Below are 20,326 nucleotides of genomic sequence, written 5' to 3'. Positions count from 1 at the left end.
TTATGGAAGATAAAATTATTAGAAATAAAATTGAATCTTTACTTTTCATATGGGGTGAACCATTAGATATTTCTTCAATATCTGAGGCCATAAACCTTAGCAAAAAAGAAACTAGAAATATGCTTGATGATTTAATAAAAGAGTATGAATATAGAAATACTTCTCTAGAAATCAGATGCATAAACGATAGCTACCAAATACAAACTAAAAAAGAATATTTCGAATTTTTAAAAGAAATTTTTATTAAGAATAAAAACACGAGATTAACTAATACCACAATGGAAGTTTTATCGATTATAGCTTACAAGCAGCCAATTACAAGAATTGAAATAGATGAAATTAGAGGAGTAAAATCAAGTTCATCAATTGATACTTTAACTAAAAAAAATCTTATAAAGGAAGTTGGAAGATTAGATAAAATAGGAAAGCCTATATTATATGGTACAACCGATGAGTTCTTGTTTTATTTCAATATAAATTCATTAGAAGATCTTCCAAAATTAAATGAGATAGAGAAACTTATTAGGGAAAAAGAAAATGAGAATAAATAAGTTCATTGCACAAAGCGGATATTGTTCTAGAAGAAATGCTGATGAATTAATCAAAAACTCAAAAGTCTATGTTAATGGAACAATACTTCTAGATTTATCATATCAAGTAAATGATACGGATATTGTTGAAGTTGAAGGCAAAAAAATAAATTTGAAAGAAGATAAAATTTATATTGCGATTAATAAGCCAATTGGTTACGCTTCAACAGTAAAGGATAAATTCGCTGACAAGAAGGTTGTGGATTTGATAAAATCTGATACAAGAGTTTATCCGGTTGGGCGTTTGGATAAAGATTCTCATGGATTACTAATCTTGACAAATGATGGGGAGTTTACTTATGAGTTAACTCATCCGAAATTCGAGCACAAAAAAATTTATGAGGTTTTGGTAAAAGGAAAACCAAACAAAACAGAAATCAAACAATTGAAAGATGGAATATTATTGGATGGTTATAAATTAAAAAAATCCAAAATTGAATTTATAGAAAATGTTAAAAATGACACTAAGTATAGGGTAACTATTTTTGAAGGTAGAAATAGACAAATTAGAAGAATGTTTGATTTTATTAATCATCCAGTTTTGGATTTAAAAAGGGTTCAAATTGGAAATTACAAAATGGAAAATAGCTTAAAAAGTGGAGAATACAAGCTGTTAAAAAGTAAAGATTTGGATTTAATACGAGGTAATAATGATAGAAGTAAGACTAGCAAATAGCAATGATGAATTAATTTTAAAAAACTTTGAATTAGAAATTGATGAAATTATTGGGAATTTTTGCTTTTTATATATTGATGACTCAGTTTCTAAAGGATATTCATTGATTAAAATTAATGGTATAAAAGCGAATATTTCTAAATTTCAACTGGACGAAGACGATTCAAAAAAGTTGTTTTTCCTAAAAAGTATAGGTATGAATTTGAAAGATTTTGGTATTGAGGAATTCTACGATAATGATGGATTGGTAAATTCATTTTTTAATAATAACGGTAAGATAAATTTTAGCGTTCTTTTTAGAGGTTTTTGCAATGATTTATAATAATACTAAAACATTAGTAGAATCATTGATGAAAAGTAAAATACCAACTTCAAAAATATGTTTAGACATGACATTTGGAAATGGAAATGATTCATATAAAATGCTATCTATAAATAAAAGTATACAAGTTTACGGGTTCGATATTCAAAAAAATTGTATTGATAATGCAAAGAAAACTAATAACTTAAAAGTTATAAATGATTCGCACTTAAATTTTGAAAACTATACTAATGAAAAAATTGATTTTGCTGTATTTAATTTAGGATATCTTCCAGGTGGAGATAAAAATATTACAACTGATTATGATACTGTTATTAAAACTTTAGAAAAACTTTTGAAATTAATGAACATTGAAGGTCAAATTGTTATTACTTTTTATCCTGGACATAGGCCTGGATTTGAAGAAAGTATAAACATAATTAATTTTTTGCGAAATTTAAACCAAAAAGAATTCAATGTTATACGATACGATTTTATAAATCAGATTAATAATCCACCTTTTGTATGTTTGATTGAAAGGATAAAATAATGAACGTAGCAATAATAGGAGCTGGTGCAGCAGGGTTGATGGCTGCAAGTTTTATTAAAGAAGAATATGAAATACATATTTTTGACCATAATGAGAAAATAGGTAAAAAACTGTTCATTACTGGAAAAGGAAGATGTAATATTACCAATTCATGTGAAGTTCAAGATTTGATTGAAAATATAAATACAAATAAATATTTTTGTTACAGCCCATTTTATGACTTTACAAACGAACAAGTCATAAATTTTTTTAATTCCAATGGACTAAAAACTAAAATTGAACGTGGAAATAGAGTTTTTCCAAAAAGCGATAAATCATCAGATGTTATTAAAGTATTTGAAAAGATTTTAAAAAATAAAAATGTAAATTTACACTTGAATGAACAAGTAAATAAAATTTATAAATCTGATAAATTTTATCTGACTACAAGCATTAACAAATATTCGTTTGATAAAGTTATTATAGCGTGTGGCGGTAAATCATATCCAAACACTGGATCGGATGGATCACTTTACAATCAAATAACCAGGTTAGGTCATACTATTAATGAAATGAAGCCAGGCCTAAGCGCAATTATTTTAAAAGAAAATGTGGAAGAATTAGAGGGAGTTAGTCTTAAAAATATAGGCCTAAAATGTTATATCAATAATAAAATGATATTCAACGAAATAGGTGAAATGATTTTTACAAGAAAAGGAATTTCCGGACCTTTAGTGCTTACTTTATCAAGTATTTTATCCAAGAAAAATGGAGATATTAAAATATCTATAGACTTGAAACCAGGATTGACAGATCAAAAACTTGATGATAGGATTTTAAGAGATTTCAGCGATAATCAAAACAAAACCATTGAAAATGCAATAAGTAAAATAACTATAAAAAAATTGATATTGCCTATTTTAAAATCTGCAAATATAAATCCAAATAAAAAAGTAAATGAAATAACAAAATTTGAACGTGACAATTTAAGAAAAATCATAAAAAGTTTCGATTTAACTTACGTTTCAAATGAAAAGCTTGATTATGCAATTATTAGTGTTGGGGGAGTTGATGTAAACGAGATTGACCCAAGCACAATGGAATCAAAGCTTGTAAAAGATTTGTATTTCTGTGGAGAGGTCATCGATGTTGATGGCTTTACGGGAGGATTTAACTTACAATTTGCTTTTTCAACGGGTTATTTAGCGGGGATAAATATATGAAAAAAATAAAGTACGAAAACGAACATAAACTGTATGATGAAATTAATGAATATATCAAAGACAAGAATTTCGATATTTTATTGATATCTACACCTAAAATTATGAAGAAAGTTTTGAATGATAAATTGATTAATACAAATAAAAATATTTTAACTTCATCAAGAATGCTTCGAAAAAAAGATGATGATAATGTATATATTGAATTAATTAATAATGATGTATATTCTGTGACAGTAGATGGCCCTAGTGGTTCTGGGAAATCAACAGTTTGCAAATTGATATCTAAAATTTTAAACATTGAGTATTTAGATACAGGCTCAATGTATCGATCACTTGCTTATTATTGCTTAAAACAAAATGTTAATTTGGAAGACGAAGAAAAAGTTGTAAAAATTTTGAATAACTTAGAAATAACATTTGAATCATCTGAAATTAAAGTTAATAATGAATTTTTGAGAGACAAAATAAGAACTAATGAAGTATCAATGGCAGCATCAAAAGTTTCCGCATATTATTCTGTTAGAGAAAAGTTAGTTGACATTCAAAGACATATTGCAAGTGATAAAGCTATAATTATTGATGGAAGAGATGCTGGTACTAATATATTAAAAAATGCCGATTATAAGTTTTATTTGGATGCATCTGCTGAGATAAGAGCTAAAAGAAGATTTGATGAACAAAAAGACGATTCATCTTATGAAACTATTCTTGAAGATATAAAATTGCGAGATGAGCAGGATAAAAATAGAAAATATGCTCCTTTGAGAAAAGCTGAAGACGCTGTATTGATAAATTCTGATAATATGAATATTGATCAAGTTGTCGAAAAAATATTAGAAATAATTAGAGGTAGAAATGTTTTATAGATTTGCAAGATTTTTAATGAAAATAGTATTTACAATAAAATACAAATTAGATATCCATGGGAACACTAGATTACCGGAAACTCCTTTAGTTATTTGTGCAAATCACATCAACTTATGGGATCCAATTTTATTGGCGATAATTTTTGATAGGCCTATAAGATTTATGGCAAAAAAAGAATTATTTGAAAATAAAATTTTAGGATTTTTACTGTACAAGTTTGGTGCTTTTCCGGTTGACAGAGAAAACGTGAATGTAAAAACCATTAAAGATGCTATTAAACTTGTAAAGAACAACGAGGTATTAGGTATATTTCCAGAAGGAACAAGAGTCAAAACTGTTAGTGAGGAAAACATGAAAACAGGGGTTGCTATGATTGCTTCAAGAGCTGATGCTGATGTTATACCTGTATTTATCAAGTCTGATTATAAGTTCAGATCAACAGTTGAAGTATTTATAAGAGAAAAAATAGCTATATCGAATTTTGATGATGTATCAAAAGATATTAAAAACAAAGAAATTACAAAAGCAATTTACAAAAATATATACAAGGTGAATTGATGAATATAATAGTGCAACAAAATGCTGGGTTTTGTTATGGAGTAAAAAGAGCTATAAATATAATTGAAAATGACCCATCAGAAATAAAGTATACTTTAGGTCAGCTTATTCATAACGAACAAGAATGCAAAAGATTAGAAAATTTGGGTATTAAACAGATAGATGATTACACTCAAGCAGAAAAAGGCTCTACAATTTTTATTAGGTCACATGGGGCTACTTTAAAATTAAAGCAAGAAATAATAAATAATGGATACAAATTAGTAGATTTGACTTGTCCTTCTCTATTAAAAATTTATGAAAAAATAAATAAAAAACACGATGAAGGCTACAAAATTATAATTATTGGAGACCCAAATCATCCAGAAATTATAGCTATGAAAGGACAGGTTGAAAATAATATTGAAGTAGTTAATTCAATTGATGAGGCGAAAAAAATAAAAGGTGAAAAACTTTATGTAATTTCACAAACTACTAATTTAAAGAGGAAATTTTTGGAAATTTCTGATATAATAGTAGAAGGTAATACTAACGTTGTGATAGATAATACTATTTGTGGGGCTACAAAGAGCCGACAAATGGCTTGTTTAGAGCTTTCTAAGAATGTCGATTGTATGATTGTGATTGGCGGCTTGAATAGTTCTAACACAAATAAATTGTATGAAATTGCAAAACAAAATTGCAAAAAAGTTTTAAGAATTGAAACTTACAAGGATATTTGTATCGATGATAGTATTATTGAATCTAAATTATTAGGTATTACAGCTGGTGCGTCCACACCGGCTTGGATTATTGAGGAGGTTGTAAATTTAATGGATAATTACAGCAAGGATTTTATGGAACAAGTAGAAGAAAGCATGAATAAGATTTACCCAAAAGAAATCGTAAAGGGTGAAGTTATTTATGTAACAGATGATGAAGTCATGGTTAATATTGGCTACAAAGCTGATGGTATTATTAAACTGGACGAATTATCAACAGAAGAAGGTAAATTACCTAAGGATTTGTACAAACAAGGCGACGAAATCGAAGTTTACGTTATTAAACTAGATGACGGAGAAGGAAATGTTGTACTATCTACAAAAAGAGTTGAAGGAATTAAAAATTGGAAGAATTTAGTTTCTAGTTTTGATAATGATTCAACTGTTGAAGCAAAAGTAACACAAGTAGTAAAAGGCGGCTTAATAGCGACAATTGATAATGTAAGAGCTTTTATACCAGGTTCTCAAGTAACTACTCACTTTGTAAAAGATTTATCTAAATATGTAGGAGAAACTTTGGTATGTAAAGTTTTGAATATAGATGAAAAGAAGAGACGTTTAGTTTTATCTCACAGAGCTGTTGTAGAAGCAGAACAAAAAGAAATCGAAGATAAAGCTTGGGAAAACATCACTGTTGGTGAAAAAATTACTGGTAAAGTACAAAGATTAACAGACTTTGGTGCATTTATCGATTTAGGCGGAGTAGATGGTTTACTTCATATTTCAGATATTTCTTGGAATAGAATTGAATCACCAGAAGATGTTTTAAAAGTTGGAGATGAAATTGAAACATTAGTTCTTAAAGCTAATAGAGAAAAGAATAGAATTTCACTTGGCTTGAAACAATTACAACAAAAACCATTCGATGCTTTTGTAGAAAACAACCACGAAGGCGATGTAATCGAAGGAGAAGTTGTAAACTTAGTTGACTTTGGTGCATTTGTTAAATTAGCTGAAGGAATTGAAGGATTAGTTCACGTTTCTGAAATTTCAAATGAACATGTTGATAAACCATCAGATGAATTAAATATTGGTGATACAGTTAAAGTTAAAATCTTAGAAATCAATCCTGAAAAGAAGAGAATTGCTTTAAGTATGAAAGCTTTATTACCAAAACCTGAAAAACCTGAAAGAAAACCAAGACCAAAGAAAGATAAACCTAAAAAAGTTGAAACTAAATCAGAATCAAGTGAAGAAACTTTGATTAACAGTGATTTAGGAGCATTATTAGATTTAAAATTAAAAGAAATGGAAGAAGAGAACTAAAGTTTACTTTAGGTCGATAAAGCCAAACAATTGTTTGGCTTTTTTTTATGCTTTTATGAATTAGTCAAGGCTTTTTGGGGTATATAACACATATAGGTTGAAGGTGTGATAATTATGAATATAGATTTTAAATTATATGAACAAAATTATAGTGAATTTGCCACAAAAAGTGAAGATGCACAACGAATTAAATTTGAAGAGAAAAATAATTTAAGAAATCCGTTTCAAATAGACAGGGATAGAATTATTCACTCAAAATCATTTAGAAGACTTAAACATAAGACACAAGTATACTTAAATCCTGAAAAGGATCACTATAGAACAAGATTAACACATACTTTAGAAGTGACACAGATAGCTCGAACAATTGCGAGGTGTTTAAATTTAAATGAGGATTTGGTAGAGGCAATAGGATTAGGACACGATTTAGGACATACACCATTTGGTCATGTTGGTGAAAAAATATTAGATAAATTGAACCCAAAAGGATTTAAACATTACCAACAATCACTTAATGTTGTGCAATATCTTGAACACAATTCTACAAGAGTTGGCCTTAATTTAACAAAACAAACACTTGATGGTATAGTTAATCATTCTGGAACTAATATGGCCAAAACCCTTGAAGGACAAATTATAAAGTTTTCGGATAGAATAGCTTATATCAATCATGATATTGATGATTCAATTAGATCAAATATTATAAAAAATAGTGATTTACCATCAGAAATAATAAATGAATTAGGTACTAGCGGATCTAAAAGAATTAATTTTTTAGTGAATGATTTAGTGGATAATAGCTTTGGGAAAAATTGTATAAAAATGTCTGATAAAACTTATAAACTAATGGAAGATTTAAGAGCTTTCATGTTTGAACAGGTTTATTTTAACGACATTGTCAGAAAAGATGATAAAAAAGTAGAATATGTTCTAAGAAATCTATATGGTTATTACCTCGAAGATTTAAAAAGATTACCAAAATCACATACGGAAATTTATAATAATATTGAACTACAAGATAAAACAAAAGATGATATAGTTACTGATTATATTGCTGGTATGACTGATTCGTTTGCAAGACGAACATTTAAAGAAATTTTTATACCAGATTCTTGGAGTATATAAGATTGGATGATAAGATGGGATTTATACCACAAGATAAAATAGATGAAATAAAAAGTGTAGCTGATATAGTTTCTGTAATTGGAGATTACGTTGAGCTTAAAAGATCTGGTTCAAATTATATTGGCTTGTGTCCTTTTCATAATGAAAAGACTCCTTCTTTTAGTGTTTCTCCTTCAAAAGGAATTTTCCATTGTTTTGGTTGTGGGGTAGGTGGAGATGTAATTTCTTTTATAATGCAAAAAGAAGGACTTTCTTATCCTGAAGCAATAAAGTTTTTAGCAGATAAATTAGGAATTTTAGTCGAAACTAATGAAGTAAATAAAGAAAAATATGAACATCGCAAGAAATTATTTGCTATCAATAATGAAGCAAAGTTGTTTTTTTATAAAAATTTGTTAATCAATGATGTACCAAAAGAATACATTAAGAAAAGGGATTTGACAAATTCTATGATCAATAAATTTATAATAGGCTATGCTGATGGGAAAAATAGTCTTTACAGACATTTGCTTCAAAAAGGTTATCAAAAAGATGATATAATAGAAGTTGGACTCGCAAATCAAGATGAACGCGGAAATATATTCGATAAGTTTAGAAATAGACTTATGTTTCCAATTATAGATATTAGAGGAAATATTATAGGTTTTGGTGGAAGAACTCTTGCTGATGCTAAGGCAAAATACATGAATTCTCCTCAAAGCTTGGCTTACGATAAGAGCAAAAATGTTTATGGAGTGTCAAATTTAAAAAATTCTACAAAAGTTGGAAAAATTATCCTTGTTGAAGGTTATATGGATGTAATTTCACTGACAAATTATGGATTTGATTTTGCCATAGCTTCATTAGGTACATCTCTAACATATGATCAAGCCAAATTAATTAAAAGATATTGCAAGAATATTTATATCTGTTATGACGGAGATTCTGCAGGACAGAATGCGACATCACGTGCTATACAAGTATTTAAAGAAATAGATATTAGTCCTAATATAATAGTTATCCCTGATAACTTAGATCCAGATGATTATATTAAAAAATATGGTAACGAAAGTTTTAATAAATTAATCGATAATGCTATGGATAGCATTATATATGAATATAAAAAAATACTTAAAAAATATGATATAAATGATGTTAAAGAAAAGATACAACTAATAGACGACTTAACAACTTTGTTATCCAAATTAGATCGAGCAGTTATTAGAGATGAATATATTAAAAAATTTGCAGAGGATTTACAAATTGACGATAATAGTTTAAGAACAGATGTTAGTGATAAGTTAAGTGTAGCGAAACCTAATATATCAGTTAATAGAGAGGTCACAGCATACTCTGATGTTTTGGACATTAATCTTCAAGAAAAAATTACTGCAATTGAGATAATGACTATAGCTTGTTTTTATAGAGACATATATGAAACTATAAAAGAAGATGTTTCAAAATTTAAAACAGATATTATCTATTATAATAATTTTATGGAATTTGCAGATAATTATTATTTGAAAAATAATGAAAAAGAAATTAACGAAAATAGTGTCAGAGATTATTTTAAAAATGATATACAAATGGATAGAACAATTGACTATCTCTTTAATACATCTCGAAACTCAATAAATATTAATAGTATTGATAGGGTTATATTAGAAATAAAAAAATATCTTATAACACAAGAAAAAGATAAGATAAAACAGCAGCTTGACCTTATGCAATCAGTTGATTTTAATGATAAAATTAACCAAAAATACAAAGAAATCTTAAATAAAATTTTAGAAATCAATAGACAACTTAAAGAGTGCAAATAATCAGAAGGGAGTTTTTTATGTCAGAAGAAAACTTAGATGTTGAACAAATAAAAAAAGATGCATTAAATCAGTTAATAGAAATAGGAAATGAAAATGATGGAATTGTTACTATCAAAGATTTCAAGAAAATTGATGATTTGACATCTTTAGATGAAGAAGACATAGAAGATATCAGAAATTTGTTAATTGAAAATAATATAGAAATTTTTGAGAGCAATGATGATATTGAAAAAAAATCTTCAAAAGATGACGATACTGATGATTTAGACGTAGATGAATCATTAGAAGATGACGATGATGAAGATGAAAAAAATGATAAGAAAGTCATTGAAGATGTATCTGATATTAAAGGAATTAATGTAGATGATCCAGTAAAAATGTACCTAAAAGAAATTGGTAAGATTCCATTGTTATCTGCTGATGAAGAAGTTCAATTGGCACAAGAAATGGAAAATGGATCTAAAAGAGCTAAGAAAAAATTAGCTGAGGCAAACTTGAGATTGGTTGTAAGTATTGCCAAGAGATACGTTGGTCGTGGAATGAGTTTCTTGGACTTGATTCAAGAAGGAAATCTTGGCCTTATGAAAGCTGTAGATAAGTTTGATTACACTAGAGGATTTAAGTTTTCGACATATGCTACTTGGTGGATAAGACAAGCTATAACAAGAGCTATTGCTGACCAAGCAAGAACAATAAGAATTCCTGTACACATGGTAGAAACTATTAACAGACTTGTGAGAATTGAAAGACAATTATTACAAGACTTGGGAAGAGATCCTACTAATGAAGAAATAGCAAAAGAAATGGGAATAGAAGTTGAAAAAGTTAGAGAAGTAAGAAAAATAGCTCAGGAACCTGTAAGTTTAGAAACTCCTATTGGTGAAGAAGAAGATAGTCATTTGGGAGATTTTATTGAAGATGATACTGCAATCGCTCCAGATGAAGCAGCAAACTTTACTATGCTTAGAGAAGAATTAGAAGGTATTTTAAATACTTTAAATGAAAGAGAAAGAAAAGTATTAGCGTTAAGATTTGGACTCGTAGATGGTACTCCTAGAACACTTGAAGAAGTTGGAAAAGACTTTGATGTAACAAGAGAAAGAATAAGACAAATAGAAGCAAAGGCTTTAAGAAAATTGAAACATCCATCTAGAAGTCAAAAATTAAAGGATTTTTTGGAATAAAATGAAAAAACTAAGGCTTGAAGAAATAATTAAGTTGGTTGAAGAAAATTCTATAGTTGCTGATATAGGGACGGATCATGGGATTGTTCCATATGAATTAGTAAAATCTGCAAAAGCTAAAAAAGTGATAGCTTCAGATATTAGTGAAAAATCTTTGGATAAATTGCGAGAAAAGTTAGATTATTTAGACGAACCCGAAAAGATTGTATTGAATGTGTCAGATGGTTTAGATAATTTAAATGAATATCAGGTTGATACTATTATAATTTCTGGAATGGGAGGAAATCTAATAGTTGATATTCTAAATAAAAACCTCGATATTGCTAAGAGTGCTAATTGTTTAATTTTAGGAGCGAACAATTCCTTGGCTTTGTTAAGAAGATTTCTGCATGAAAATTCTTTTGAAATCATTGAAGAAGTTGATTTATTTGAAAATGATAAATACTACCAAATTATAAAAGCAAAAGTCGGAAAGCAATTGTTTGTAAATGAATATGAGTATGAATTTGGCAAATATTTAATCGACAATAAATCAGAATATTTGAAAAAATATATAAATCAACAGATAGAAAATAAGAACAATATATTATCTAATTTGTCGGATAAAAATTCTGATAGTGTTAAAAGTGCAATTGAAAATATCAATGTTGAAGTAAATGAACTTGAGAAAGTGTTGGATAAAATTGAAACTTAAAGATTTTATAAAATGGTTTGAAAAATTAGTTCCGTTGGAACTTCAGGAAGATTTTGATAATTGCGGTCTGCAATTTGGAAATCTTGAACGAGAGATTAATAAAATTTTGATATCACTTGATTTAGATGATAATTGCTTGAATAAAGCGATTAGAGAAAATTATGATCTCATTATTACACATCATCCTGTTATTTTTCACCCATTGAAAAGTATTATTGAAACAGAAAACAGTGTAAATACTCGATTAATTAAAGCTATCAAAAACGATATTTGTATTTATTCATCACATACTAATTTGGACAGAGTGGAATTTGGAGTGAGCGATGCTTTAGCAAATAAAGTTGGACTTAAAAATACAAAAAATTTAAAAGAGTATGATAATAATACTGGTTATGGAAAATATAGTGACATAGATGAGATTTTTGCTGAAGATTTTATTCAATTAGTAAAACAAAATCTAAAGCTCGATAATGTCATAGTATATGGAAATATAGAGTGTAATGTAAATAGAATTGCGGTTCTTGGTGGAAGTGGAGGTCACTTCATAAAAGATTGTGTTGAAAAAAATTGTGATGTATTTATATCTTCAGAATTTAAACACGACCAACAAATTGATGCTATAGATAATAATTTAATATTAATTGATATCGGACATTATGAATCAGAAAAATTTATTCTTGAACCATTGAAGAAATGTATTCAAACAACTTTTTCAGACATAAAAATAGATGTGAATTATTTAGAAAAACCAACTAGAAAAATTTTCTAGTTATGTTATAATATTATGGTGACTAAATCAGATAATCGCATGAATTCATGAGGAAAGTCCGTGCACTATAGAGCGAGGATGCTGGATAACGTCCAGTGGGGGCGACCCTAAGGCTAGTGCAACAGAGATATACCGCCATTTAATGGTAAGGGTGGAAAGGTAGGGTAAGAGCCTACCAGCATAAAGGTGACTTTATGGCTATGTAAACCCCATTCAGTGCAAAATCAAATAGGAATAAAGACGGCTGCTCGTCGTCTCCGGTAGGTAGATTGCTTGAACTAATTGGTAACAATTAGTCTAGATAGATGATTATCAAATACAGAACACGGCTTATAGATTTGGTCATAAAAAAAGATTGGTAGCATTGCTGTTACCAATCTTTTTTTTATTTCGTAATTATACTATCATCAAAGGAAACCAACATTACAGTTCCTAAGTTTAATTTTGAGTTTACTGAAATGTTTGCTCCGATTATGTCAGTATAATTTTTTACAATAGATAAACCGAGTCCATAACCATTTGTTTTGGTATTTCTGCAGTCATCAACTCTGAAAAATCTTTCGAAAATTTTAGGCTTATTTTCTTCGCTAATTCCAATACCAGTATCTTTTACAGATATCACAATTTTTTTGTTAATGTGTCTTGCTCTTAATAAAACTGAGTCTCCTTTTTTACATGCTTTTAATGCGTTAGACAACAAGTTAATAATAATATTTGCTAATTTTTCTCTGTCAGTAATAATGTCCAAATTCTCTGAGATTTCTAAATCGAACAAAACTCCTGAATTATCATATTGAGTCTTCATTGATTTGTATATTTCATTTAGAAAATCTGATAAATTGAATTTAGAAGGATTATAAATTGTCTCAGGTGTAGATTTTTTAAATGTATTATTTAATTGATTAATTAAACTTGTAAGTCGGTCAATTTCCACAAGAAGCATATTTACATTTTCTTCATTCGTTTCCATAATACCATCTTGCATTAACTCTAAGTTAACTCTTATATTGGTAAGAGGTGTTCTTAATTCATGGCTGATGTTTTGAGCATACTGTTTTCTATTAAACTCTTGTGATTTTAATGAATTTGCCATATAGTTTATGTTTTGAGATAGTTGATTTACTTCAACAATTCTACTTTTTATATCAGGCACAGCGTAAATCTGTTTTCTGATATTAACAGTTGCTTGTGTGAGTTCTTCTATTGGGTTGGTTATTTTACGTGAAAGATATATAGAAATTATTAATCCTGTAAAGTAAGATAGAAACAAGGATAAAATTATAAATCTAAAAAGATTAGTTATAAAAACTTCGCTTCTTTTTTTGAAATTATTATTAACTCTATAGATATATTTTATTTGACCTATTTTTTTATTGTTCTTATCATAAACATCTTTTACAATAGTATTATAAAGAGATGTTTTCTTAGCTAATTCAAAGCCCTCAGAAAAACTGTATAGTTCTTTTTCGTTATTATCATAGAAAATTACATCTAAGTCTAGTTCGCTTAGATACCACATATATTGATCTATTCTTTTTTTACTTAACCCTTGTTGGTGATCTATAAATAAATTTTTTGTTAATTGTTCTATCTTATTTCGTCTATTTAACTCTTCATTATCAACAAAATTTTTAAATGAAAATTGAAAAACAAAAACAGCAATAAATGATAATAATAAAATAGGAAATAGAATAGCTCTTAAAAATTCATACAAAATTTCAGATTTAAGCTTCATCGTAAACACCCAATTTGTAGCCTACACCATATATAGTTTTTATATATCGAGGTTTTTTAGGATTATCTTCAATTTTATGCCTAATGTTTTTTATATGAGTATCAATAGCTCGGTCAAAAGCTTCATAATCATATCCAAAAGATAATTCTATTATTTCATCTCTAGTAAAAATTTTGTTAGGATTCGAAAATAAAGTTTTGATTATTTGAAATTCATTACTTGTAAGACTAATACTTTCTCCATCTTTAATAAAAGTATTATCATCAAAAGAAATACTAACTCGTCCATTATCAAAATAAATCTTATCTGATTTAGGTAGGCCAAGTTTTTCAACTCTCCTCAAGATTGTTTTTACTTTTTGTACTAAAATTTTTAAACTAAAAGGTTTAGTTATATAATCGTCAGCTCCAAGCTTTAATCCTTCTAATATTTCATCTTCATCTATTTTCGCAGTAACCATTATAACAGGAGTTTCTGTTCGGGACCTAATAACTTCCATAACTTTTTCCCCACTTATTTTAGGAAGCATCAAATCCAAAATAATCATCGAATAATCTGTTGAATTAATCATATCGATGGCTTCTTGTCCATCAAAAGCTTGTTCAACTCTAAAACCTTCAACTTCTAAGTATTTTTTTTCAGCATTAGAGATATTTTTTTCATCTTCTACTATTAAAATTTTAATATCTGTTATGTTTTCTTTAAACAATTACAAAACCTCCATTTGGACTTAATATTTGTCCAGTCATAAATGAATTTTTATCGGATATTAAAAATTCCACTAAATTTGCTATATCTTCTGGTGTTCCAAGCCTACCCATAGGAGTATCTTCTACTACGTATTCCAAATCATCCTTTGATATATTATCTAACATCGGTGTATTAATTGCGCCAGGAGCTATTGCGTTTATTTTAATATTACTATATCCAAATTCTTTAGCTAATGACTTCGTTAAACCGATTATGGCTGCTTTGGTTGCAGAATAACAAGATTCCATTGATCCACCAATCATACCCCAAATAGATGTTATATTAATAATATTACCCTCTTTATTGTCTAGCATATCTTCTAGTGCTAATTTTGAAATGTGATAATTTCCATGAACATTAACATCAAACATATTATACCAATCATCTATTTCGATATCTTGAAATTGTTCTACAATTGATATCCCAGCATTGTTAATCAATATATCAACACATCTAAATTTATTTCTTATAAATTTAAACATTTTCTCGCATTCGTCATAATTTCTTAAATCACATTTATAAGATATTGCATCTATTCCTTTATTTCTTATATTTTTAACGATTTGTTTCGCTTTATCTTCATTATTAAAGTAGTGCACAACGATTCTGTATTCAGGGTGATTTTCTAACATTTTACAAATTCCTTCACCAATACCACCGCTAGCACCAGTTATTAAAATAGTCTTCATTTTATCTCCTTCTTAACTGATTATATTATAACATATAGGTAAATTAACAAGTTAAAATGTTTATGATATAATATTAAAACATGTTAAAATATATTATAGTATAGGATTTGATAATAAATGAGAGTGTTGGGCATTGATCCTGGTATAGCAATAGTTGGCTATTCTATATTGGATTATGATAATAACAAAATAAAATGTCTTGAATATGGCTGTATTACAACCAGTTCAAAATCAGCATTACCTGATAGGCTATCATTCATTTATCAAGAAATGAATAAAATTATTGATGAATTTCAACCTGATGATTGTGCTTTTGAAGAATTATTTTTTAATAAAAACGTAAAGACAGCTATAACTGTTTCACAAGCAAGAGGAGTAGAAATTCTAAGCTGTATAAATAAAGATTTAAGACTTTATGAGTATACTCCGCTTCAAATAAAACAAGCGGTTGTTGGATATGGCAGAGCGGATAAAAGACAAGTTCAAGAAACTGTCAAAACAATTTTAAAATTTAATGAAATACCTAAACCAGATGATGCAGCAGATGCAGTTGCAGTGGCTTTATGTCATATTTTTGGTAGTAAATTTAAATATTTAAATGAAATGAAATAGGAGATAATATGTATTCGTATATTATTGGAGTTATAACAGAAGTTCATGAAAACTACATAGTATTAGAAAATAACAATATTGGTTATAAAATTTTCATAACTGATTTTTTTAGGGATAATGTTAGTGCTTTTGATGAATATAAAGTTTATACTGAATTCGTTGAAAGAGAAGATGCGAGCATATTATATGGTTTTTCATCTCAAAAAGAAAGAGAATTATTTAATTTATTAACAGATGTTACATCTATAGGTCCAAAATATGCAATGAATATATTATCAACGATGACTGTTGATGAATGTAAAACGGCTATTATAACTGATGATATTAAACTTCTAACACAAGCGCCAGGTGTTGGAAAAAAAACTGCATCAAGAATAATTTTAGAACTAAAAGAAAAAATAGAAAAAGACTTTGTTCCATCAGAAAAGCCTGTTAATAAAGAAGTGAAAAGATCTAATGATTCAGAATTTGCAAGAGAGGCATTGTTACAGCTTGGTTATTTTAAAAACGATGTCGATGCGTTTATTGAAAATACTGATATTTCTGGTTTATCCATTGAAGATATAATGAAAAAAGCAATGAAAAGTTTAGATAGTAGTAGGTAGGTGAGAAGATGGAAGATAAAAATGATAGAATTGTTGGAGCATCTTTTACGAAAATTGATGAAGACATTGACTTTAATTTAAGACCAAAATGGATGAGCGATTACATTGGTCAAGATAAAGTAAAAAAGAAACTATCTATATTTATTGAAGCTGCAAAGAATAGAAACGAACCATTAGATCACGCACTATTATATGGACCACCTGGACTTGGGAAAACCACATTAGCACACATTATAGCTAATGAAATGGGTGTTAATTTGAGAGTAACCAGTGGACCTGCCATAGAAAAGCCTTCTGATTTGGCTAGTATCCTCACAAATTTGCAAAAAGATGATGTTTTGTTTATAGATGAAATACATAGGATTAATCGATCGGTCGAAGAAATATTGTATCCTGCAATGGAAGATTATGCTTTGGATATCATTGTCGGAAAAGGTCCTTCAGCAAGAAGTTTAAGAATAGATTTGGAGAAATTTACACTTATTGGCGCTACGACAAGGTCTGGTCAATTGACAGGACCACTGCGTGATAGATTTGGTGTTCTATTAAATTTAGAATTATACGATATAGAAAGCTTGAAGAAAATAGTTACAAGATCTGCAGGAGTTTTGGGGATAGGAATTGATGAACAAGGAGCTATGGAAATAGCAAGACGAAGTAGAGGGACTCCAAGAATTGCTAATAGGCTCTTAAAAAGAGTAAGAGATTACGCTGAAGTAAGAGCAGATGGTACTATAACACAGGAAATAAGTAATCTTGGTTTAAATTTGTTGGAAGTTGATAAATGTGGACTAGATTATGTTGATAGAAAAATCATAATGACAATGATTAATAACTTTGATGGTGGGCCTGTTGGTGTCGATACAATTGCAGCGGCTACAGGTGAAGAAAGAATTACTATTGAAGATGTTTATGAACCATATTTGCTACAAATTGGTTTTATCAACAGAACTTCCAGAGGAAGAATTGTCACAGATAAAGCATATAAGCATTTTAATATAGTTCGAAAGAGGTGATTTTATAAGATGAATACAGATGATTTTGATTACGAGTTAGATGAAAAATTTATAGCACAAACTCCATTAGATAAAAGAGATGAATCTAAACTAATGGTTATGGATAGATTTAATGGAAATACAGAAATTAAAAAGTTTTATAATATTATAGATTATTTAAATCCTGGCGATGTTTTAGTATGTAATAACACAAGAGTTATTCCCGCTAGACTTTTTGGACACAGACCAGAAAAAGAAGAAAAGATTGAGGTTTTACTTCTACAACAAACTGAGGATAAATGGGAATGTTTAGTAAAACCTGGAAAGAAAATGAAATTAAATCAAGTTATAGAGTTTTCTGACAGTGTAAGTGCTAAAGTTGTTGACATAACAGAAGATGGATCTAGAATTTTAAAATTTGAATATGAAGGAATATTCGAAGAGCGATTAGATGAACTGGGAAATATGCCTCTTCCTCCATATATAAAAGAAAAATTGAATGATAAGGAAAGATACCAAACTGTTTATTCCAAACACAATGGAAGTGCAGCGGCTCCAACAGCAGGACTTCATTTCACCAATGAATTATTAGAAAAAATCAAAGATAAAGGAATTTATGTAGTTTTCTTAACATTACACGTAGGTTTAGGAACATTTAGGCCAGTTAAAGTTGACGATGTTAAAGATCATCACATGCATTCAGAATATTACACTATTAGTCAAGAAACTGTAGATATAATTAATCGACAAAAAAGCAAAGGTCACAATATTATAGCGGTAGGTACTACTAGCGTAAGAACTTTAGAGACCGTAACACACAATAATAATTCAAAATTAGTGGCTGAAAGTGGCTGGACAGATATTTTTATTTATCCGGGATTTGAATTTAATATCGTGGATAGCTTAATCACTAACTTCCATTTACCAAAATCTACTTTAATGATGTTAGTTAGTGCTTTTTCTAAGAAGGAATATATTTTTGATGCTTATGAAAAAGCAAAACAAAATGATTTTAGATTTTTTAGCTTTGGAGACGCTATGTTTATAAATGGAGGAAGGAATGTTTAAATTTACACTAGAGAAAAAGTCTTCTCAATGCAAAGCAAGAACAGGAACGATAGAAACGAATCATGGTGTTATCAAAACACCTGTATTTATGCCTGTAGGAACAAGAGCTACAGTAAAAGCAATGAACAATGATGAATTAAAATCAATTGGTTCACAAATTATTCTTTCGAACACATATCATTTATATTTGAAACCAGGGCAAGAAATTATAAGAAAAGCAGATGGCCTTCATAAATTTATGAATTGGGACAGACCAATTTTAACTGATAGTGGTGGATTTCAAGTTTTCAGTTTGAGTAAGACGAGAAAAATTACGGAAGAAGGAGTACAATTCAGAAGTCATATTGATGGATCAAAACATTTTATATCTCCAGAAAAATCAATGGAAATACAGAATGATTTAGGATCTGATATAATGATGGCTTTTGATGAATGCGTTCCTTATCCAGCAAGTTATGAATACACTGAAGATTCCATGAAAAGGACTTTAAGATGGCTTAAAAGATGCAAAGATTATCATAAAAACATTGACAGACAAAATCTTTTTGGAATAATTCAGGGTGGAATGTACAAAGATTTAAGAGAATATTCTGCAAAGAATACAATTGATTTTGACTTGCCTGGATATGCTATAGGTGGACTATCAGTTGGTGAACCACGAGATTTGATGATTGAGTTATTAGATTTTACAACTGATTTTATGCCTGAGAACAAACCGAGATATCTAATGGGCGTCGGTACACCGGATTATTTATTTGAAGCTGTAGAACATGGAGTAGACATGTGCGATTGCGTTCTTCCTACAAGAATCGCTCGTAATGGAACCGCTCTAACTTCTAAAGGTAAATTGGTAGTAAAAAACGCAAAATACAAAGATGATTTTGCACCGCTTGATGAAAATTGCGATTGCTATGCTTGCAAAAATCATACTAGAGCATATATTAGACATTTGTTGAATGTTGATGAAATATTGGGAGCTAGATTATTGTCTATTCATAATTTGAGATTTTTAATTAAGATGATGGAAAATATTCGCAAATCAATAGAAGAAGATAGATACTTAGAATTTAAAGATGAATTCTATAGAAATTATGGTTATGATTATCACCAAAAATGTGATAATATTAAATAAGTAAATATTTAAGGAGGATTATTATGCCAAAAATGTTAGCATCGTTGTTGCCTTTGATTGCTCTTTTTGCTGTAATGTATTTTTTAATGATTCGTCCACAACAAAAACAACAAAAGCAACTTATGGATATGAGAAACGCTATAAAAGTTGGAGACGAAGTAATTACAATTGGTGGAGTTAAAGGAACTATAGTTTCTGTAACTGATGATAGTGTTATATTAGAAACTTCATCACAAAAAACTAGACTTGAATTTGTTAGAAATGCAATTGCTTCAAATGTGAAAGCATCAAAAGTAACAGAAAATAAAAAAGAAGATAATGAAGTAAAATAGAAATTGATTTATAGTTCAAACTTAGCATTTGGGCTATAAATCCATTTTTTTATTTGGAGATAA

Annotated in this window: 22 protein-coding genes and 1 other RNA gene; 20 read left to right on the top strand and 3 right to left on the bottom strand. The window is 28.6% G+C overall.

The genetic code is table 11. The features are described from left to right. Positions 1-2 precede the first annotated feature (2 nt). From scpB to rnpB, 14 genes are all read left to right on the top strand, one after another. Entirely contained in the window at positions 3-551 is a 549-nt protein-coding gene (scpB, locus tag FMG_RS04475) for an SMC-Scp complex subunit ScpB (protein ID WP_012290654.1), read from the top strand. After that, positions 538-1,266, top strand: a complete 729-nt coding sequence (locus FMG_RS04470) for a pseudouridine synthase (RefSeq protein WP_012290653.1) — start codon at positions 538-540, stop codon at positions 1,264-1,266. The genes scpB and FMG_RS04470 overlap by 14 nt, the downstream gene beginning before the upstream one ends. Next, positions 1,241-1,588, top strand: coding sequence for a hypothetical protein (locus FMG_RS04465; protein WP_012290652.1), 348 nt, complete (start codon positions 1,241-1,243; stop codon positions 1,586-1,588). The genes FMG_RS04470 and FMG_RS04465 overlap by 26 nt, the downstream gene beginning before the upstream one ends. Then, complete coding sequence (locus FMG_RS04460) at positions 1,578-2,117, top strand: tRNA (mnm(5)s(2)U34)-methyltransferase (RefSeq protein ID WP_012290651.1); 540 nt, start codon at positions 1,578-1,580, stop codon at positions 2,115-2,117. The genes FMG_RS04465 and FMG_RS04460 overlap by 11 nt, the downstream gene beginning before the upstream one ends. Next, positions 2,117-3,319 carry an NAD(P)/FAD-dependent oxidoreductase gene (locus tag FMG_RS04455; RefSeq protein ID WP_012290650.1) on the top strand — a complete coding sequence of 401 codons (1,203 nt, stop codon included), beginning with the start codon at positions 2,117-2,119 and terminating at the stop codon, positions 3,317-3,319. The genes FMG_RS04460 and FMG_RS04455 overlap by 1 nt, the downstream gene beginning before the upstream one ends. Further along, positions 3,316-4,185, top strand: a complete 870-nt coding sequence (gene cmk, locus FMG_RS04450) for a (d)CMP kinase (protein ID WP_002839125.1) — start codon at positions 3,316-3,318, stop codon at positions 4,183-4,185. Before FMG_RS04455 ends, cmk begins: the two co-directional genes overlap by 4 nt. After that, positions 4,175-4,744 (top strand): lysophospholipid acyltransferase family protein, encoded by a 570-nt coding sequence (locus FMG_RS04445; RefSeq protein ID WP_002839011.1) that lies wholly within the window; start codon positions 4,175-4,177, stop codon positions 4,742-4,744. Before cmk ends, FMG_RS04445 begins: the two co-directional genes overlap by 11 nt. Then, a complete protein-coding gene (locus tag FMG_RS04440; protein WP_002838324.1) occupies positions 4,744-6,771 on the top strand; it encodes a bifunctional 4-hydroxy-3-methylbut-2-enyl diphosphate reductase/30S ribosomal protein S1 in 2,028 nt (675 codons plus the stop codon). The genes FMG_RS04445 and FMG_RS04440 overlap by 1 nt, the downstream gene beginning before the upstream one ends. 114 nt (positions 6,772-6,885) lie before the next feature. Continuing rightward, positions 6,886-7,896, top strand: a complete 1,011-nt coding sequence (locus tag FMG_RS04435) for a deoxyguanosinetriphosphate triphosphohydrolase (protein ID WP_012290649.1) — start codon at positions 6,886-6,888, stop codon at positions 7,894-7,896. Between the two features lie 2 nt (positions 7,897-7,898). Further along, the gene (dnaG, locus tag FMG_RS04430; RefSeq protein WP_050716638.1) at positions 7,899-9,698 is read left to right on the top strand and encodes a DNA primase; all 1,800 of its coding nucleotides are present in this window, start codon (positions 7,899-7,901) and stop codon (positions 9,696-9,698) included. A gap of 17 nt (positions 9,699-9,715) precedes the next feature. Beyond that, the gene (rpoD, locus tag FMG_RS04425; RefSeq protein WP_002838335.1) at positions 9,716-10,882 is read left to right on the top strand and encodes an RNA polymerase sigma factor RpoD; all 1,167 of its coding nucleotides are present in this window, start codon (positions 9,716-9,718) and stop codon (positions 10,880-10,882) included. Position 10,883: 1 nt separating this feature from the next. Then, complete coding sequence (locus tag FMG_RS04420; protein ID WP_002839046.1) at positions 10,884-11,576, top strand: tRNA (adenine(22)-N(1))-methyltransferase; 693 nt, start codon at positions 10,884-10,886, stop codon at positions 11,574-11,576. Beyond that, positions 11,566-12,345 (top strand): Nif3-like dinuclear metal center hexameric protein, encoded by a 780-nt coding sequence (locus FMG_RS04415; protein WP_012290647.1) that lies wholly within the window; start codon positions 11,566-11,568, stop codon positions 12,343-12,345. Before FMG_RS04420 ends, FMG_RS04415 begins: the two co-directional genes overlap by 11 nt. Before the next feature lie 19 nt (positions 12,346-12,364). Continuing rightward, an RNA gene (rnpB, locus tag FMG_RS09460) (RNase P RNA component class A) lies at positions 12,365-12,694 on the top strand. Between the two features lie 36 nt (positions 12,695-12,730). On the opposite strand, the gene FMG_RS04410 is transcribed toward rnpB, so the two are convergent. From FMG_RS04410 to ymfI, 3 genes are read right to left on the bottom strand one after another with little or no spacing between them, the layout of a single operon-like run. Next, on the bottom strand, positions 12,731-14,080 hold the full coding sequence (locus FMG_RS04410) for a sensor histidine kinase (RefSeq protein WP_012290646.1): 1,350 nt from the start codon (positions 14,078-14,080) through the stop codon (positions 12,731-12,733). Beyond that, positions 14,070-14,789, bottom strand: a complete 720-nt coding sequence (locus tag FMG_RS04405; protein ID WP_012290645.1) for a response regulator transcription factor — start codon at positions 14,787-14,789, stop codon at positions 14,070-14,072. The genes FMG_RS04410 and FMG_RS04405 overlap by 11 nt, the downstream gene beginning before the upstream one ends. Further along, entirely contained in the window at positions 14,782-15,519 is a 738-nt protein-coding gene (gene ymfI, locus FMG_RS04400; protein WP_012290644.1) for an elongation factor P 5-aminopentanone reductase, read from the bottom strand. Before ymfI ends, FMG_RS04405 begins: the two co-directional genes overlap by 8 nt. Before the next feature lie 117 nt (positions 15,520-15,636). Here ymfI and ruvC point away from each other — a divergent pair, with 117 nt between their 5' ends. From ruvC to yajC, 6 genes are read left to right on the top strand one after another with little or no spacing between them, the layout of a single operon-like run. Beyond that, the gene (ruvC, locus tag FMG_RS04395; RefSeq protein WP_002842206.1) at positions 15,637-16,131 is read left to right on the top strand and encodes a crossover junction endodeoxyribonuclease RuvC; all 495 of its coding nucleotides are present in this window, start codon (positions 15,637-15,639) and stop codon (positions 16,129-16,131) included. Positions 16,132-16,139: 8 nt separating this feature from the next. Next, positions 16,140-16,736, top strand: a complete 597-nt coding sequence (ruvA, locus tag FMG_RS04390) for a Holliday junction branch migration protein RuvA (protein WP_002838203.1) — start codon at positions 16,140-16,142, stop codon at positions 16,734-16,736. An 8-nt stretch (positions 16,737-16,744) separates the two neighbouring features. Then, positions 16,745-17,752: a Holliday junction branch migration DNA helicase RuvB gene (gene ruvB / locus FMG_RS04385; protein ID WP_002842216.1), complete on the top strand. Its 1,008-nt coding sequence runs from the start codon at positions 16,745-16,747 to the stop codon at positions 17,750-17,752. Positions 17,753-17,761: 9 nt separating this feature from the next. Further along, on the top strand, positions 17,762-18,799 hold the full coding sequence (gene queA / locus FMG_RS04380; protein ID WP_002838448.1) for a tRNA preQ1(34) S-adenosylmethionine ribosyltransferase-isomerase QueA: 1,038 nt from the start codon (positions 17,762-17,764) through the stop codon (positions 18,797-18,799). Then, positions 18,792-19,931 (top strand): tRNA guanosine(34) transglycosylase Tgt, encoded by a 1,140-nt coding sequence (tgt, locus tag FMG_RS04375; protein ID WP_012290643.1) that lies wholly within the window; start codon positions 18,792-18,794, stop codon positions 19,929-19,931. The genes queA and tgt overlap by 8 nt, the downstream gene beginning before the upstream one ends. Before the next feature lie 23 nt (positions 19,932-19,954). Continuing rightward, positions 19,955-20,263 (top strand): preprotein translocase subunit YajC, encoded by a 309-nt coding sequence (gene yajC, locus FMG_RS04370; RefSeq protein WP_002838251.1) that lies wholly within the window; start codon positions 19,955-19,957, stop codon positions 20,261-20,263. The last annotated feature ends 63 nt before the right edge of the window (positions 20,264-20,326 follow it).

This window comes from Finegoldia magna ATCC 29328 (assembly GCF_000010185.1).
GTDB lineage: Bacteria > Bacillota > Clostridia > Tissierellales > Peptoniphilaceae > Finegoldia > Finegoldia magna_H.
Note: the sequence above shows the minus strand (reverse complement) of the source record. Positions and strands in the feature narration are given on the sequence as shown.